This window comes from Amycolatopsis solani (assembly GCF_033441515.1).
Lineage (GTDB): Bacteria > Actinomycetota > Actinomycetes > Mycobacteriales > Pseudonocardiaceae > Amycolatopsis > Amycolatopsis solani.
On sequence record NZ_JAWQJT010000002.1, the window covers coordinates 2,344,784 to 2,360,351 of the forward strand.

Sequence of the window (15,568 nt, forward strand, 5' to 3'; positions counted from 1 at the left end):
TGAAGTGGATCACTCGACGACGCCAAGCTACCAGCGAGTAGGTACGCGGTACAGCCGCGTACCCGAACCTCACCCACCCGTGGGGGACTACCGCGGGCGCCGGTCCGGTCTTAGCGTGGCGTTACCGGGTTCTCGGCGGAGGAGAGACGATGCACGGCACGCTCGACCTCGAGGTGGCTGCCCGGCCGCACTACACGTTGGTCACCGTCACCGGCGGCCTCCACCTCGGCAGCTACCGCCGGTTGCGCGACGGCCTCCTCGAGATCGCGGCGGACGGCCCGGACGCGGTGATCGCCGGCGTCGGCGACCTCGACTTCAGCGAGGTCGCCCCGGTCGGGGTGTTCGCGCTCGTCGCCCGCCGGATCCGGGTCTGGCCGGGGATCCCGCTCGCGCTGGCCACCGGCACCGCGGATCACGCGCGAGCGCTGCGAGAGCACGGCATCCACCGCGAGGCCGCGCTCGGCGAAGACGTCCCCAGCGCGGAACGAGCGCTGGGCAAACCGGCCCGGCGCCAGGCGGAACTGGTCCTGCCCCGCGGCACCGAAGCCCCGGCGATCGCCCGCGCCGCGGTGCGCCGGGCGTGCGCCGAGTGGGACGTCCCGCACTTCGTCTACGACGGCATCCTCGTCGCCGGCGAGCTCGCGACGAACGCGGTCCAGCACACGACATCCGCCGCCACGCTCCGCCTGGACCTCCGCCACGGCCGCCTGACCATCGCAGTCCTCGACGACGACCCCCACCCGGCCGTCCTGGGCCCCCGCCCCCGCCCCGGCTCGTCCGGCCTCGGCCTGCACCTGGTGGCGCATTCGGCGCAGAAGTGGGGCAGCAGCCCGCGGTGGTCCGGCGGGAAGGCCGTTTGGGCCGTTCTGACGAGCGAACGCCGCACCAGCGCACCGGAGTGACCGGACCCGCGACCACCCCCGGCCTGCACCCCGCCACGCACTCCGCGCCTGCACCTCGCCGCGCACTCCGCGCAAGTCGCCGAACGCGGCACCGCCGCACCGGAGTGACCGGACCCGCGACCACTCGCGCCTGCACCCCGCCGCGCAACCGCCGCACCGCCGCACCGGAGTGACCGGACCTGCGACCACCCCCCGGCCCGCACCTCGCCGCGCACTCCGCACAAGCCGCCGAACGCCGCACCGCCGCACCCGCCGGCACCGGACCCGCGACCACCCCCGCCAACGACCTCGCCGCACTCCGCGCAAACCACCGAACGCCGCACTGCCGCACCCGCCGGCACCGGACCCGCGACGACCCCTGGCCTGCACCTCGCCACGCACTCCGCGCAAGCCGCCGAACGCCGCACCGGACCCGCAACCACCCCGCGCCTGCACCCCGCCGCACACTCCGCGCAAGCCGCCGAACCGCCGCACCAGCGAACTCCGCACTGCCGCACCGGCCCAGCTGGCACGGCCCGGCGCGCCGGAGTGAGCGGGGTCAGCAGGGCTCCGGGTCCATCGCGATCGGCTCCGCCCGCACCGTGCACGGCCGGATCGTGCCGCTGCCGCAGTCGATCCGGGCCCACACCGTCTTGCCGGGTCCGGCGCTGCGCACGCCCCAGATCCGCGAAAGGTCGCGCACCAGCACCAACCCGCGGCCGCGCGGGGTTTCGGGGTCCGAGTCGGCGGGCTCCGGGCGTTCGCCGCCGTCGTCGTGGACCTCCAGCAGCGCCGAGCACGGGAACGGGTCGGCCGAAGCGGTGACCGTGACCGGGCCGGCGCCGTGCTCGTGGGCGTTCGTGGCCAGTTCGGTCACCACCAGCTGCACCGCCCACAGGTGGTCCGCGCCCAGCAGGGGCAGCACCCGTGCGGTCCACCGCCGGAGCGCGCTCAGCGGCGGTACGGCGTCCGGCTCGATCACGAACACCGACCGGTCTTCCGGCCCCGAGCTCATCCCGGTTCCCCGGTCACCGCCCGTAGCGCCTCCGCCAGCGTCGCGAACCCGCGGACGTGCTTGTCGGGCCAGAACCTGGACAATGCGACCGACACCGGGTGCGGCGGGACGACCAGCCACAGCCGGCCGCCTTCGATGCGCGCGCGCCGGGCGGCCTGGGCGAGGGCCCGCAGCCCGGCCGCGCCGAGCAGGGTCACGTGCGACAGGTCCACCACCGTGTCCGCGGCCGCGTCCTGCCACGTCGCGCGCTGCAGCAGCCGGACGGACACGGCGTCGATCTCCCCGACCGCGGTCACGACCAGCAAGCCCGGGCGCGGCTGCGCGCTTTCGACCGTCAGGATCTCCTTCGCCGCCTGCCGCCGGACAGCGGACGGCCCACGCCGGTCCGAGGACATGACGTCCTCCTCCTGTCCCGGGCCGGGCTGCCGGCCCGTCACCCCCAAGTCAAGCACGCCGGCGGGCCGCCCGCGGTGGGAGAACACGGTCTCCGCGCCCCGGATTTCGCCGCCGGAGGCCGCGAATGACTCATTCGCGACCCCCACCGGGAACTTTCGGCAGCTCAGCGCGCGTGCAGCACGGCGGCGCCGGTGACGCGGTCCGCGGCCAGGTCCGTCAGCGCCCGGTCGGCTTCCCCCAGCGCGTACGGCACCGTGCTGACGCTCAGCCGGTGCTCGCCCGCGAAGGCCAGGAACTCCCGCGCGTCGGCCCGGGTGTTGGCCGTGACGCTGCGGACCTGCCGTTCCTGGAACAGGTGCCGCTGGTAGTCCAGTGCGGGCACGTCGGACAGGTGGATCCCCGCGATGGCCAGCGTCCCGCCGCGGTCGAGGGCGGCCAGCGCGGGCGGGACGAGCCCACCGGCCGGGGCGAACAGGATCGCCGCGTCGAGGGGTTCCGGCGCGGCGTCCCCGGCGGACGCGGCCCCCAGCGCGAGCGCGAGTTCGCGTGCTTCGGCACTGCGCGTCACGACGTGCACGGTGGCGCCGCGGGCGAGCGCAACCTGGGCCGTCAGGTGCGCGCTGCCGCCGAAGCCGTAGATCCCCAGCCGGCCACCGTCGGGCACTTCCGCACGGGCGAGCGCGCGGTACCCGATCAGCCCGGCGCACAGCAGCGGCGCCAGTTCGTCGTCGCGGTAGCCGTCCGGCAACGCGAGCGCGTACGCCGCCGGGACGACGGCGAACTCGGCGTACCCGCCATCGGCGTCCCAGCCCGTGTAGCGCGACTCCGGGCACAGGTTTTCCCGTCCCCGCAGGCAAAACCGGCACCGCCCGCACGTGGCGCGCAGCCACGCGATCCCCACCCGCTCCCCGGCGGCGAACGCGGTGACGCCCTCACCGGCCGTGACCACCTCGCCGACGACCTCGTGCCCGGGCGTCACCCCCGGCCGGTGCACGGGCAGATCGCCTTCGGCCACGTGCAGATCGGTCCGGCACACCCCGCAGACCAGCACCCGCACCAGCATTTCCCCCGCCGCGGGCCGGGGCACCGGGACCCGCGCCCGGTCCAGCGGCCGCGAGGCCATCGGCCCGGGCCGGGTGACGCGCCAGGCCGTCATGGTCGCGGGCAGGTCCACGGCTCAGCCTCCTCGGATCGGTACCGCCAGCATGCCGCACCGCACGCCCCGAGCACCCGGCTCACCTCGCCGCTGCTCCCTGCGAGGCCGCCGCCAGCATGCCCCACCGCACGCCCCCGCCACCCGGATGTCGCCCGCCCCCGAGCACCCCGCCCTCCTCGGTGCCCGCACTCCCCAGCGAATCCGCGGCAGCGGGCGCGCCGCCACGCGCGAACGCCACCGCCGCCGGGGCCTCGGTCACCGCCGCGCGGAACCCACGCCTCTCACGAGCGTCCACAGTGGACGGGCAGCGGACCACCGGGATCACTGGTCCGGGCGGCGAAAGGGCAGCGTCGGGGGCCGTCAGTACCCGATCCTGCCCACCGGATATTGACCGGCCGCGAAGCGCTTACCTACGGTCCGTTCACTCTGTCCGGCGGACGCGCGGCGGCCTGCCACGCGAAACCCCGCCCTTCCCCAGGAGGTGCCATGCTGTCGAGGCGTACCTTCGTCACCGCGGGCCTGCTCGCCGCGGCGAGCACGCCGCTGTGGTCCGCCGCCACTGCCCCGCGAGCCCGGGCCGCCGCGGCCTTGCCGTTGACGCTGAAGAACAATTCGGGCAGCGGCACCGTCTACGCCTACATCAGCGGCGCGGACACCTCGGGCCGCCCCGGCTTCGTCACCGCCGACGGCCGGTTCCAGGCGCTGGCCAACCCGTCCTCGCCGGTGACGCCGGTCCCGGACTACGCCATCCCGCTCGGCGGCTCGGGTTCCCAGCTCACGGTGACGCTGACCGACTACCTCATCGGCGGGCGCGTCTGGTTCTCGGTCGACAAGAAGATCCAGTTCTTCGTCAACCCGGGCCCCGGGCTGGTCCAGCCCGGCTTCACCAGCTCGGACCCGAACTGGCAGACGAACTGGACGTTCGCCGAGTTCACCTACAACAGCGCGAACCTCTACGCGAACATCAGCTACGTCGACATGGTCGCGCTGCCGGTGTCGATGGCCACCACCGGCGCGGCGGGTTCGCAGTCGGTCAGCCCGCTGCCGAACGGCGCGCTCGGGAGCATCGCGGACGGGCTGCGCGCCCAGCACAACACCGACGGCGCGCCGTGGGACCGGCTGGTCGTCACCGACAGCTCGGGCAAGGTGGTCCGGGTGCTCGCGCCGGGCCACTCCCCCGTCGACTTCGGCGGCTACTGGACCAGCTACCTCAACGCCGTCTGGGACCACTACCGCTCGACCCCGCTGACGATCAACGGGCAGGGCGGGATCGGCTCCTACACCGGCACGGTCAGCGGCGACGCGATCGTGTTCGCCGGCCTGAACACCAACGGCGTGCCGTTCACCAAGCCGAGCGCGATCGACATCTTCGGCTGCGCGAGCGGGCCGCTGTACAACTCCGGCGCGGACGCGCGCGGCGCGGTCGCGGCCCGCCTCGCCGCGGCGCTGAACCGCAGCAGCCTCCTAGTCGGCGGCGGCAACAACCAGCCCGACGGCGTCGCGCCCGCCAACTACTACAAGGACGCGACGACCAACCACTACGCCCGCCTGGTGCACCAGTACGCGACGATCGGCTACGCCTTCCCGTACGACGACGTCGGCCCGACCGGCGCCCAGCCCGTCGACGGCCACCTCCAGGACCCGGCGCCGACGTCGTGGACGGTCTCGCTCGGCCCGGGCGCGGGCGGTGGCACGACTCCGCCCGGCAGCGGCGGCACGAGCGCGTACTCGACCATCCAGGCCGAGGCCTACAACGCCCAGAGCGGCACGCAGAACGAGTCGTGCAGCGAAGGCGGCGTCGACGTCGGCTGGATCGCGAACGGCGACTGGCTGAAGTACGCCCGCGTCGACTTCGGCTCGAGCTCGCCGCACCAGTTCGTCGCCCGGCTCGCCTCGGGCGCGGCCGCCGGGGTCAGCGGCGCGATCAAGGCGCGGCTGGACAGCGTGACGGGCCCGGTCGTCGCCGAGATCGACTTCGCGAACAACGGCGGCTGGCAGAACTGGCAGACGGTGCCGGCCAACATCACCGGCACGGCCACCGGGGTGCACGACCTGTACCTGGCGTTCTCCGGCAGCGCGTCGGACTTCGTCAACATCAACTGGTTCACGTTCACCCGGTAACGTCACCGGCGGGTCCCCATCCACCGCCCGGCCGGCTCCGAATGCCGGTGACCGTGACGAGGAGGGGACGTGCCCGTGTTGCTCGACGTAGCCGCCGCCGTGCTGCCCGGTGTCCGCCGGGTCCGCGCGCAGAAGGAACCGTACGCGCGGGCCTGGGCGGAAGCGGGGCGCACGGCGGTCGGCTCCGGCCGCCCGCTGTGGGCCGCGCTCGGCGACTCGATGACGCAGGGCATCGGCGCCGAGACGATCACCGGCGGCTGGGTACCCCAGCTGAACGCCCGCCTCGGCGAGCCGTTCGCGGTGGTCAACCTGTCCGCGTCCGGCGCCCGGATCGCCGACGTCCTGGACGACCAGCTGCCCCGCCTGCTCGCGCTCCCGTCCCCGCCGGCGCTGGTGACGGTCCTGGTGGGCGCGAACGACATGCTGACCCCGTCCCGCCGCCGCGGCACCCCGGCCCGCTTCGCCGACCTGCTCGCCCGCCTCCCGGCGGGTCGTTCGGTGGTCGCGACCCTGCCTCGCGGCAACCGCCAGGCCCGGGAGATCAACGCCTTGATCGAGGCGGCGACGGCCCACGGCGAGATCCACCTGGCCGAGTTGCGCGGCCCGGCGCTGGCCCCGCTGCGCGGCAGCCTGGCCGTGGACTGGTTCCACCCGAACGACGTGGGCTACGCGCGGATCGCGGGCATCTTCGAAGCCCCGGTCCGCGCGACTCTCACCGGCTGACCTCGCCCGGCCCACCGGATGCCGTGAATGACTCATTCACCTCATCTGACGACAGGAATGAGTCATTCACGTCATCAGCCGACCCCCGCCCCCGCGCCCGACCCCCGCAATGGTCGCGAATGACTCATTCGGGACCACCAAGGTCGCGAATGACTCATTCGCGACCCCAGCCAGCCAGGCGGCCGGGCCCCTCAATGCGCCACCTCCACCTCAAGCCCCATCAGCCGGACCGTGTGGCGACGGCGCAGCCAGCCGCGTGCGGGGATCGCGTCCGGGAGTTCGTCGAGGAACGCCTTGCGCTGCGCCGAAGTCGCCGTGCGCCAGCGCATCGCCAGTACCGGGCGGACCGGCGCGATGAACCCGCGCACCCGTTCGTGCGCGCCGGCGAGCCGGGCCTGGTACTGGTGGTCCGGGCGGTAGGCGAGCTGCAGGTCGATCAGCGGGTCGGCGCCGCCCGCCCGGTGGCGGCAGCGCGAAAGCCGCCGGGCGAGCTCGTCGATCGCGACCTGCACCAGGCAGGGCATCTGGTCCTGCCAGCGGCCGAGCCAGGGCGCGTGCACCGTCGCCGCGGTCATCTCGTCCGCGAGCACGATCAGGGCCCGGACCGCGGTGCCGGCGAGCTCGACGCGGATCCGCCGCCCGTTCGCGTCGACGAAGAAGTGCAGGACCCGGCCGGCCACGACGGCACCCGAGCGCAGCCCGACCCACTCCCCGACGGCGTCGGGCGAGGGGCAGGACGACACGAAGGTGAACGCGAGGTCGTCGCCGGCGAGGCTCATCGTCACCGGGAACAGGGAACCGAGGTCGTGCATGAACGCCGAGCCGATGACGAGTGCGGCGCGGGAGCCGCCTCCGGTCATCGCCGCCTCCTCCCGTGCGTGCGCGGGCTACACCTGCAGATCGGCTTCGATCCGTTTGAGGTAGTGGCGGGCGAGCGCCAGGTTCGCCCGCTCGCGGTCCAGCACCAGGTAGAGGAACAGCGAATTCCGCGACGAGTTCATCAGCCGGATCAGGTGGTACTGGCGGTGCAACGTGATCAGGATGTCCTCGATGGTGTCGTTGAGCGCCAGCGAGGACATGACCCGCAGCTTCGACCGGACGACCTCGGTGTTGCCGGCGGCGGCGACGTCGAGGTCCAGCCACTCGCCGCCGCCGCTGGTCCCGAGCGACATGCCGCTTTCGTAGTCGACCAGCGCGACGCCGACGGCGCCGGTGATGGACATGGCTTCCTTGAGGGCGGTGTCGATGTTCATCATCATGCTGCTTCCTTCCATTGTGCGGCTTCTCCGCTACGCGGCCAGGATCGTGCCGATGCGCTCGATGACGGGCCGGGCCTCGAACAGCAGGCGCCCGACGTTGAGTCCCTTGTCCCCGAGCACGACCATCAGCGCCAGCCGCCCCACGGCGTAGACGGCCATGTAGCCGTCGCTGCCGAACACGACGGTCTGGCTGAGCGTGCCTTTCCCGGTCATCTCGGCCGCCTGGCGCGCGATCCCCAGGTCGGCGGCGGCGAGCGCGGAGATCTTCGCCGGATCGAGGTGGTCGTCCGCGTCGGCGATGATGGGTATCCCGTCGACCGCGGCGAGCACCGTGCCGGTCACGCCGGCGACGTTTTCCCGGAGTTCGCGCAGTTGGGTGGCCAATGCTTCGAAATCCAAAAGTCATTTCTTTCTGGTTCATCAGCCATTCGGGTTTCTTCCGCCGAGCGACCCTACCGTCCTCGCTACTGCGCGCCAATAAGCACGGCAACGCCTAGAGCACTACTACACGATCGAGTGAAACGACACGGCGTTCGTAACAGAATCGAGTAACCACCGGGAATCGCCGGTCATTGATCACCGGAATCGCGGAATCGATGTTCGCCATTCCCGGGCGGCCGCGTGAAATGCCGCGACGCGGTTCGGCGGCGGCAGCGGCCGAACACCACCGGGGAAAGACGCCGGCGCCGCACCACGGCCGTCCGGCGGCCCGCGGCCATGGCCCGCCACCCTGCGCGACGGAGCTCGAAGCCCCTAGGGCAGCGCGAAACCTAGTTCCCGCCCGCGCTCCCGCAACTCCGCCCGCGCGTCCGGGTGCGCGACGCGGTCCACGATCTGCCGGGCCTGCTCCGCCGCGTCGTGCCCCCAGATCGCCGCGACGCCGTGCTCGCTCACGAAAAAGCTGTGCTGGAACGACGTCACCGGACCGGCCAGCCGCGGCACCACGGTCGACACGTCCGCCTTGGGGTGCCACGACGGGAGCGCGATGATCGCCCGGCCGCCCGGGGAGTGCAGCGCGCCGACCACGAAGTCCGTCTGCCCGCCGAAGCCCGAGTAGATCGTTCCGCGCACGCGGCTGGCGTTGGCCTGCGCGTACAGGTCGACCTCGAGCGCGCTGTTCACCGACACCAGCCGGCGCTGGCGGGCGATCACCGCGGGATCGTTCGTCTTTTCCGTGCGCAGCAACCGGACGCGCGGGTTGCGGTCGACCCACCGGTACAGCTCCGCGCTGCCGAACACGAACGACGCCGTCACCGGCTCGGCCGGGTCGAGCGCACCGGCGCGGTCGAGCGCGAGCACGCCGTCGCTGAACATCTCCGACCACACCGCGAGCCCGCGGCGGCCGGTCAGCGCGGCCAGCGTCGCGTCCGGGATGCCGCCGATGCCCAGTTGCAGCGTCGCGCCGTCGGCGACCAGGCCGGCCACCCGCTCGCCGATCTCCCGGGCGGTGTCCCCCAGCGGCCGCGGCACCGGCGACCGGAGCGGCTCTTCGGCCTCGAGCGCGAAGTCGATCTCGTCGAGTTGCAGCACGCCGTCGCCGTGGGTGAAGGGCATCCGCGGGTTCAGCTGCGCGACCACCAGCCCGCCGCGGGCGCGGGCGGCTTCGATCGCCGCGGGCAGGATGTTGACCTCGGTGCCCAGCGACACGACGCCGTCGACCGGCACCGACGTGTGCACCAGCACGACGTCCGGCGGCAGCGCCTCCTTGAGCAGCTGGGGCACCAGCGACAGCCGGGACGGGAAGTACCGCAGCCCGGCGCGGCCGCGCATCCCCGGCCCGACGAACGGGGTTTCGAGCAGCACGCCCGGCCGGTCCGGCAGGCCGCTCTGCGCGTTCAGCGCGAACAGCCGGTACTCCGCCAGCGCCGCGTCGAGGACGGCCAGCGCCCGGGACGGCGTCGCGAAGTTGCCGCTCACCACCACCCGCGGCACCGGCGCGGGCACCCCCGCCAGCACCGCGCCCAGCTGCTCTTCCGAGAGGACCCGCATGCCGCCATCCGATCATGGTCCGGCCTTCAGCCCGGCATCGGCACCGCTTTCTCCGCGGCGCGGCTGACCTCCTCCCAGCCCGCCCAGGTGGCCATGCGACGGCGCGAAAGGTCGAACGCGAGGTCGTAGACCATGCTGCCGAGCAGCAGCCGCAGCGGCGGGTCGTCGCTTCCGACCAGCTTCAGCACGGCTTCGGCGGCCAGCCGCGGCTCGCTGTCGACCGAGCCTTCGGCCCACTGCTTCGCGAGTTCCTCCCGCAGCTCGTCGTACCGCGGTTCCGGCGTGGTCGCGGTGCTGCTGGTGTAGAGCCCGGTCCAGTAGCCGCCGGGCTGGACGATGGTGACCTTGACCCCGAAGCCGGCGACCTCGGCGGCCAGCGCCTCGCTCATCCCCTCCAGCGCGAACTTGCTCGCGCTGTAGAGGCCCGTGCTGGGGAAGCCGCCGAGCGCGCCGATGGACGAGATCTGCAGGAGGTGCCCGCTCCCCTGGGCCCGCAGGTGCGGCACGACGGCCTGGCTCACCCAGAGCACGCCGAAGAAGTTGAGGTCCAGCTGCGCGCGGGCCTGCTCTTCGGTGAACTCCTCGACCATCCCGGCGTAGAGCGAGCCGGCGTTGTTGACCACGACGTCGAGCCGCCCGAAGTGCGCGGCGGCGCGGTCGACGGCGGCGAAGACCGCCGCCCGGTCGGTGACGTCGAGCGGGAAGGCCAGCAGCCGGTCCGGGTGCGCGGCGGCGGTTTCGGCCAGCGGCGAGACGTCCCGCGCCACGCCGATCACCCGGTCACCGGCGGCGAGCGCGGCTTCGGTGAAGGCCCGGCCGAGCCCCCGGCTCGCCCCGGTGACGAACCAGACGCGACGGGTTTCCATGGTGTCTCCTCTCGCGAGACGGACCGGCCCGTCTCGTTGGCGCCCAGAATGCCATGGGCTCGAGCCCGCCGTCAAGACGGTCCGTCTCGTCTTGCGAGTGCTAAGGTGCCCGCGTGCCCGGACCCCCCGACCCCACCCGCCGCAGCGAAACCGCGCGGCGCGCCATCCTCGCCGCCGCGCTGGACCTCGCCGGGACGCTCGGCTACGCGAAGCTCAGCATCGAAGGCATCGCCCAGGCCGCCGGCGTCGGCAAGCAGACGATCTACCGCTGGTGGCCGTCGAAGGGCGCGTTGCTGTTCGACGCCTTCCTGACGCTCGCGGGCGAAGGCGAGGACGCGGCCCTGCCCGACACCGGCGACCTGGCCGCGGACCTGAAACGGGTGCTGCGAGCCACGATCACCGAACTCGAAGACCCGCGCTACGACCTCCCGATGCGCGCCCTGCACACGGAAATCGTCCACGACCCGGCCTTGGCGGCGGACTACGCGAAGCGGCTGGACGGCCCGATGCGCGAGCTGAAAAAAGCGAGACTGCGCAGCGCCCAGCGGACCGGCGAACTGGCCGCGGACCTCGACCTCGACGTGGCGATCGACCTGCTGTGGGGCCCGCTGCTCAACCGCTGGCTCCAGCGCACCGGCCCGCTGACCCCGGAGTACACCGACCAGGTGGTGGACACCGCACTGCGCGGCCTCCGCTAACGGGCCCGGAACCCGCCCGGCGCCACCCCGAACTGCCGCTTGAACGCATGGGAAAACGCGAACGGCGAGCCGTACCCCACCTTCGCCGCGATCGACGGCAGCGGCAGCTCCGTGTCCTGCAGGAGGCGGGCCGCCGTCGTCAGGCGCCACCACGTCAGGTACGCCATCGGCGGTTGCCCGGTCAGCGCCGTGAACCGGCGGCCGAGCGTGGCCCGCGATAGTCCGACGCGGGCGGCCAGGTCCTCGATCCGCCACGGCGCCGCCGGGTCCGCGTGCAGTGCCTCCAGCGCCGCGGCGATCTCGGGGTCGCGCAGCGCCCGTGGCCAGCCCGTGCCCGGGTGCCCGGCCAGCCAGGCGCGGACGAGGTAGACGAGCAGCAGGTCCAGCAGACCGGTCAGGACCGCGGCCGAGCCCGGGCGCCGGTCGGCGACCTCGGCGCCGAGCAGATCGATCGCCGCGCGCAGTTCGGGGTGGCGGCCCGGCTCGGCGGGGAGGTGGACGACGTCCGGCAGGCTCGCCAGCACCGGGTGGCGCCGCGCGCGGGCCAGTTTGTACTTGCCGCACAGGAACTCCGTCCGCCCGTCCGGCTCGGCGACCGCCGTCTCGAACGGCACCGCGCCGGTCGCGTCCGGCGTCGCCGACAGCGTGTGCGGGCTCCCGTGCGGCACCAGTACGACGTCCCCGGCCCCGAGCGGCACCGGCTCGCCGTCGTCCGGGACGAGCCAGCCGCTGCCGCGCAGCAGCACGTGGAACCCGGCGCCGTCGTAGGGCGCGAACCGGTAGCACCACGCGGACCCGGCGCTGAGCCGGTTCGACGTCGGCTGCCCGATCCGGACGGCGGCGATCGCATCGCTGAGGAGGTCCACCGGCTCAGCCTAGAGCCGATCTCGTATCGAATCGAGCTTTTCACGCATGGAAACGCTCACCCAGGCGTCCTAACGTCGAGTCATGCACATCGGTGAAGTCGAAGTCGTGAAGGTCGTCGAGTGGGCGGGTGAGATCGCACCGGCGCGGACCATCGTCCCCAGCCCGCCCGAGCTCTGGGCGGACAACGCCGGCTGGCTCGCGCCCGACCACTGGAACCCGGAGACCGGCGGCTACGTCGGCGCGGTCCAGACCTGGGTGCTGCGCAGCGAAGGCCGCGTCATCCTGGTCGACACCGGCGTAGGCAACGACCGCGACCGCCCGCAGATCCCGCTGTTCGACCACCTGGCGACCCCGTTCCTCGACCGCCTCGCCGCGGCGGGCGTCCGGCCCGAAGACGTCGACGTCGTCGTCAACACGCACATCCACTACGACCACGTCGGCTGGAACACCGAGCTCCGCAACGGCGACTGGGTGCCGGCGTTCCCGCGGGCGACGTACCTGATCCCCCGCGCGGACCAGGTGTACTTCGACCCACGCAACGCCCACCGCCGCCCGGCGCCGCGCACCGGCCGCGACCGGCTGCGCCGGGAGGGCAGCCTGCTGGTCTACGCCGACAGCGTCGCGCCCGTGCTCGGCCGCGCGGTGCTGTGGGAGGGCAGCCACCGCATCGACCGGAACCTCACCCTCACGGCGGCGCCCGGCCACACGCCCGGTTCGTCGGTGCTGCGCGTCGCGTCGGGCCGGGACCGCGCGGTGTTCGTCGGCGACCTGCTGCACAGCCCCGTGCAGATCCTCGAACCGCAGCACAGCAGCTGCTTCTGCGAGGACCCGAGCCAAGCCGCCACCACCCGGCGCGCCCTTCTCGGACAGGCGGCGGACAGCGGAGAACTCGTCGTCCCAGCGCACTTCGCGGGCCCGGGGGCGGCGGAGATCCGCCGCGACGGCAGCCGTTTCGCGATCCGCCGCTGGAGCTAGCCCTCCCCAGCGCAGTAGCGGCCGGGGGTGCAGCCGACCAGGTCGGTGAACGCGTCGATGAAGCTGCTCGGATTCGCCCAGCCCAGGCGGATCGCCGTGTCGGTGACCGACGTGCCGTCGCCGAGTTCGAGCACCGCCCGCTGGACGCGCAGCAGCGTGCGCCACTGGTGGAAGCTCATCGACAGCTCGCCGGCGAACAGCCGGCTCAGGGTCCGTTCGCTCGAACCCGTCCGGTGCCCCAGCTCCGCCAGCGTCGCCGGGCCGGCCGGATCGGCGTGCAGGAGGTCGGTCACGGCCTTGAGGCGGGCGTCCTTCGGCTCCGGCAGGCGCAGCGGTTCCCGCCGGGCGCGGGCCAGCTCCGAGACGACGACGTCCAGCAGCAGCCGCGCGCGGGGCCCGTCGGCCGGCCCGTCGTCGGCGAGCAGCGCCAGGTAGGCCTCGCGCAGGAGCGGGCTGGCCGCGAACACCGAAGGCACCGGCGGCAGCTGCCCGGCCAGGTCCGCCGGCACCCGCAGCAGCCGGATGTCGGTTTCGCCGTGCGAGCGGCTGCGGTGCACGTGGAAGGGCGGCACCCAGGTGATCCGGTTCGCCGGCGCGACCCAGGTGCCGGCGTCGGTCGCGGTGACCAGCGCGCCCGAGGCGGCGTACCGGAGCTGGCCGAAGTCGTGGAAGTGCGCGGCGACGACCTCGCCGTGGGCCAGCGGGCCGCAGTCCGCCGCGCCGTCGGCCAGGAAAACCGGTTCGGTCACCACGCCCACCCTAGCGCTGGCGGGTTATCGGAACTTCCTGGCGCGGCAACGGTGGTTCGCGCCCGGCGCGGCGATCAAGGTGGGTGTCATGCGAGTCATCACCCAGCACGCGTTCGGCGGTCCCGAGGTCCTCACCGTCGTGGCCGCGCCCGAGCCGCGGGTCCTGCCGTCCGAAGTCCTCGTCCGCGTCGAAGCGATCGGCCTCAACCCCCTCGAACCACGCCTGCGCGCGGGCGAATTCCCGCTGCTCGGGCCGCCGCCGTTCGTCCTCGGCTGGGACGTCAGCGGCGTAGTCGAGGCGGCGCCGGGAACGTGGCGGTTCCGGCCCGGCGACGAGGTCTTCGGGATGCCGCTGTTCCCGCGGCCGGCCGGCGCGTACGCCGAGTTCGTGGCCGCGCCGGCCCTGCACCTGACGCGCAAACCGGCGGCGCTCTCGCACGTCGAGGCGGCGGCGCTGCCGGTCGCCGGCCTGACGGCGTGGCAGGGCCTGGTCGACCTCGGCGGCGTGACCGAGGGCGACCGGGTGCTGGTCCACGGCGGTGGCGGCGGCGTCGGCCACGTCGCGATCCAGCTCGCGAAAGCGCTCGGCGCGTACGTCGTCACCACCGCCGGCCCGGACAAGCGGGAGTTCGTCGAAGAGCTCGGCGCCGACGAAGTCGTCGACTACACGGCGGTCGACTTCGCCGAGGTGGTGCACGACGTCGATCTGGTCCTCGACACCCTCGGCGGCGACGCGGCGGCGCGCTCGCTCGGCGTGCTCCGCCCCGGTGGCCACTTCGTGACGGCGGTCGCCGACGAGGACGCGGAGCTCGCCGCCGCGTTCGAAGCGGCCGGACGGCGCTTCAGCGGCATCGCGGTCGACCCCGACCCGGTCGGCCTGCGTGCCCTCGCCGGCCTCGTCGAGCAGGGCAAGCTCCGCGTCCACGTGCAGGAGACCTTCCCGTTCGAGCGCATCGCCGACGCCCACCGGCTGATCGAGCGCGGGCACCTGCGGGGCAAGGTCGTCCTGACCGTCTGAAAGCTCAGCGCAGCGGTTCGAGCGCCTTCGCCAGCGGCTCCAGCACCGCCGGGGTGTGCGGCGGCGGCAGGTACACGATCGCCAGGTCCAGACCGGCCTCGCCGAGCGCTTCGGCCTCGGCGGCGACCTTCGCGTAGTCGCCGTCGGGGCCGAGGCGGACGTGCGAGGACAGCGTGATCTCGGCGGGATCGCGCCCGATGTCCGCGCAGTGGGCGTGCAGCACGTCACGCTTGTGGGCGAATTCTTCGGGCGTCCCGCCGACGAAGTTCCAGTGCTGGGCGTACTTCGCGGTCGTGCGCAGGGTGCGCTTCTCGCCGCTGCCGCCGATGCAGATCGGCGGGTGCGGCGTCTGCACGGCCTTCGGCTCGCAGCGGGCGTCGGTGAGCTGGTAGTGCTGCCCCTGGAACGTGGTCGTCTCCTGCGTCAGCAGCCCGACGAGGACCTCGCACGCCTCCTCGAACCGGTCGCTGCGCTCCTTGACCGTGCCGAGCTCCATGCCGTACGCGCCGGACTCCTCTTCGTTCCAGCCCGCGCCGATGCCGATCTCGAGCCGGCCGCCGGAGACGATGTCGAGCGTCGCGGCCATGTTCGCCAGCAGCGCGGGGTGGCGGTAGTGGATGCCGCTGACGAGCGTGCCCACCCGGAGCCGTTTGGTGGCCTGCGCGAGCGCGGTCAGGGTCACCCAGCCCTCCAGGCAGGGCCCGGTCGGGTCGGAGAAGATCGGGTAGAAGTGGTCGAACGTCCAGCCGGATTCGAACAGCTCGATCTCGTCGGCGGCCTGCCACACGGCGAGCATGTCCGCCCATTCGGTGTTCTGCGGCGAAGTCTTGATGGCGAATCGCATGATCTTCATCG

At 73.4% G+C, this 15,568-nt stretch carries 17 protein-coding genes; 6 read left to right on the plus strand and 11 right to left on the minus strand.

Annotation, left to right across the window (positions count from 1 at the left end):
- Positions 1–149: 149 nt before the first annotated feature.
- Complete coding sequence (locus SD460_RS31320) at positions 150–902, plus strand: ATP-binding protein (protein WP_290050173.1); 753 nt, start codon at positions 150–152, stop codon at positions 900–902.
- Between the two features lie 538 nt (positions 903–1,440).
- Here SD460_RS31320 and SD460_RS31325 read toward each other — a convergent pair.
- The 3 genes from SD460_RS31325 to SD460_RS31335 form a co-directional block, all read right to left on the minus strand.
- Positions 1,441–1,896, minus strand: coding sequence for an ATP-binding protein (locus SD460_RS31325; RefSeq protein WP_290050174.1), 456 nt, complete (start codon positions 1,894–1,896; stop codon positions 1,441–1,443).
- Positions 1,893–2,291, minus strand: coding sequence for an STAS domain-containing protein (locus SD460_RS31330; RefSeq protein WP_318307132.1), 399 nt, complete (start codon positions 2,289–2,291; stop codon positions 1,893–1,895). Before SD460_RS31330 ends, SD460_RS31325 begins: the two co-directional genes overlap by 4 nt.
- A gap of 164 nt (positions 2,292–2,455) precedes the next feature.
- Positions 2,456–3,448, minus strand: coding sequence for a zinc-binding alcohol dehydrogenase family protein (locus SD460_RS31335; RefSeq protein ID WP_318307223.1), 993 nt, complete (start codon positions 3,446–3,448; stop codon positions 2,456–2,458).
- A 486-nt stretch (positions 3,449–3,934) separates the two neighbouring features.
- On the opposite strand from SD460_RS31335, the gene SD460_RS31340 reads away from it, so the two are divergent.
- Entirely contained in the window at positions 3,935–5,569 is a 1,635-nt protein-coding gene (locus SD460_RS31340) for a beta-1,3-glucanase family protein (protein WP_290050176.1), read from the plus strand.
- A gap of 69 nt (positions 5,570–5,638) precedes the next feature.
- Positions 5,639–6,292, plus strand: coding sequence for an SGNH/GDSL hydrolase family protein (locus SD460_RS31345; protein WP_290050178.1), 654 nt, complete (start codon positions 5,639–5,641; stop codon positions 6,290–6,292).
- Positions 6,293–6,483: 191 nt separating this feature from the next.
- Here SD460_RS31345 and SD460_RS31350 read toward each other — a convergent pair whose 3' ends face one another.
- From SD460_RS31350 to SD460_RS31370, 5 genes are all read right to left on the minus strand, one after another.
- Complete coding sequence (locus SD460_RS31350; RefSeq protein ID WP_290050179.1) at positions 6,484–7,152, minus strand: hypothetical protein; 669 nt, start codon at positions 7,150–7,152, stop codon at positions 6,484–6,486.
- 27 nt (positions 7,153–7,179) lie between these two features.
- Complete coding sequence (locus SD460_RS31355) at positions 7,180–7,545, minus strand: hypothetical protein (protein WP_290050280.1); 366 nt, start codon at positions 7,543–7,545, stop codon at positions 7,180–7,182.
- A 36-nt stretch (positions 7,546–7,581) separates the two neighbouring features.
- Positions 7,582–7,950, minus strand: coding sequence for a roadblock/LC7 domain-containing protein (locus SD460_RS31360; RefSeq protein ID WP_438860539.1), 369 nt, complete (start codon positions 7,948–7,950; stop codon positions 7,582–7,584).
- A gap of 354 nt (positions 7,951–8,304) precedes the next feature.
- Positions 8,305–9,540, minus strand: a complete 1,236-nt coding sequence (locus SD460_RS31365) for an acetyl-CoA hydrolase/transferase family protein (protein WP_290050183.1) — start codon at positions 9,538–9,540, stop codon at positions 8,305–8,307.
- A 26-nt stretch (positions 9,541–9,566) separates the two neighbouring features.
- A complete protein-coding gene (locus SD460_RS31370; RefSeq protein ID WP_290050184.1) occupies positions 9,567–10,406 on the minus strand; it encodes an SDR family oxidoreductase in 840 nt (279 codons plus the stop codon).
- Between the two features lie 113 nt (positions 10,407–10,519).
- Between SD460_RS31370 and SD460_RS31375 the strand changes: the two genes are divergently transcribed.
- Positions 10,520–11,104, plus strand: a complete 585-nt coding sequence (locus SD460_RS31375; protein ID WP_318307133.1) for a TetR/AcrR family transcriptional regulator — start codon at positions 10,520–10,522, stop codon at positions 11,102–11,104.
- On the opposite strand, the gene SD460_RS31380 is transcribed toward SD460_RS31375, so the two are convergent.
- Positions 11,101–11,970, minus strand: coding sequence for an AraC family transcriptional regulator (locus tag SD460_RS31380; RefSeq protein ID WP_290050187.1), 870 nt, complete (start codon positions 11,968–11,970; stop codon positions 11,101–11,103). The two genes, SD460_RS31375 and SD460_RS31380, sit on opposite strands and share 4 nt — an antisense overlap.
- 82 nt (positions 11,971–12,052) lie before the next feature.
- Between SD460_RS31380 and SD460_RS31385 the strand changes: the two genes are divergently transcribed.
- Positions 12,053–12,946 (plus strand): MBL fold metallo-hydrolase, encoded by an 894-nt coding sequence (locus SD460_RS31385; RefSeq protein WP_290050188.1) that lies wholly within the window; start codon positions 12,053–12,055, stop codon positions 12,944–12,946.
- Here SD460_RS31385 and SD460_RS31390 read toward each other — a convergent pair.
- Positions 12,943–13,695 (minus strand): AraC family transcriptional regulator, encoded by a 753-nt coding sequence (locus SD460_RS31390; protein ID WP_290050190.1) that lies wholly within the window; start codon positions 13,693–13,695, stop codon positions 12,943–12,945. The genes SD460_RS31385 and SD460_RS31390 overlap by 4 nt on opposite strands.
- Before the next feature lie 88 nt (positions 13,696–13,783).
- On the opposite strand from SD460_RS31390, the gene SD460_RS31395 reads away from it, so the two are divergent.
- On the plus strand, positions 13,784–14,713 hold the full coding sequence (locus SD460_RS31395; protein ID WP_290050192.1) for an NADP-dependent oxidoreductase: 930 nt from the start codon (positions 13,784–13,786) through the stop codon (positions 14,711–14,713).
- A 4-nt stretch (positions 14,714–14,717) separates the two neighbouring features.
- Here SD460_RS31395 and SD460_RS31400 read toward each other — a convergent pair whose 3' ends face one another.
- The gene (locus tag SD460_RS31400; protein WP_290050194.1) at positions 14,718–15,557 is read right to left on the minus strand and encodes an LLM class F420-dependent oxidoreductase; all 840 of its coding nucleotides are present in this window, start codon (positions 15,555–15,557) and stop codon (positions 14,718–14,720) included.
- Between the last annotated feature and the right edge of the window lie 11 nt (positions 15,558–15,568).

Bases quoted from the DNA above. Each gene is read 5' to 3' on its own strand.
- SD460_RS31320 (WP_290050173.1), top strand. From the start codon at position 150: ATGCACGGCACGCTCGACCTCGAGGTGGCTGCCCGGCCGCACTACACG.
- SD460_RS31325 (WP_290050174.1), bottom strand. From the start codon at position 1,896: ATGAGCTCGGGGCCGGAAGACCGGTCGGTGTTCGTGATCGAGCCGGAC.
- SD460_RS31330 (WP_318307132.1), bottom strand. From the start codon at position 2,291: ATGTCCTCGGACCGGCGTGGGCCGTCCGCTGTCCGGCGGCAGGCGGCG.
- SD460_RS31335 (WP_318307223.1), bottom strand. From the start codon at position 3,448: ATGACGGCCTGGCGCGTCACCCGGCCCGGGCCGATGGCCTCGCGGCCG.
- SD460_RS31340 (WP_290050176.1), top strand. From the start codon at position 3,935: ATGCTGTCGAGGCGTACCTTCGTCACCGCGGGCCTGCTCGCCGCGGCG.
- SD460_RS31350 (WP_290050179.1), bottom strand. From the start codon at position 7,152: ATGACCGGAGGCGGCTCCCGCGCCGCACTCGTCATCGGCTCGGCGTTC.
- SD460_RS31355 (WP_290050280.1), bottom strand. From the start codon at position 7,545: ATGAACATCGACACCGCCCTCAAGGAAGCCATGTCCATCACCGGCGCC.
- SD460_RS31365 (WP_290050183.1), bottom strand. From the start codon at position 9,540: ATGCGGGTCCTCTCGGAAGAGCAGCTGGGCGCGGTGCTGGCGGGGGTG.
- SD460_RS31370 (WP_290050184.1), bottom strand. From the start codon at position 10,406: ATGGAAACCCGTCGCGTCTGGTTCGTCACCGGGGCGAGCCGGGGGCTC.
- SD460_RS31385 (WP_290050188.1), top strand. From the start codon at position 12,053: ATGCACATCGGTGAAGTCGAAGTCGTGAAGGTCGTCGAGTGGGCGGGT.
- SD460_RS31395 (WP_290050192.1), top strand. From the start codon at position 13,784: ATGCGAGTCATCACCCAGCACGCGTTCGGCGGTCCCGAGGTCCTCACC.
- SD460_RS31400 (WP_290050194.1), bottom strand. From the start codon at position 15,557: ATGCGATTCGCCATCAAGACTTCGCCGCAGAACACCGAATGGGCGGAC.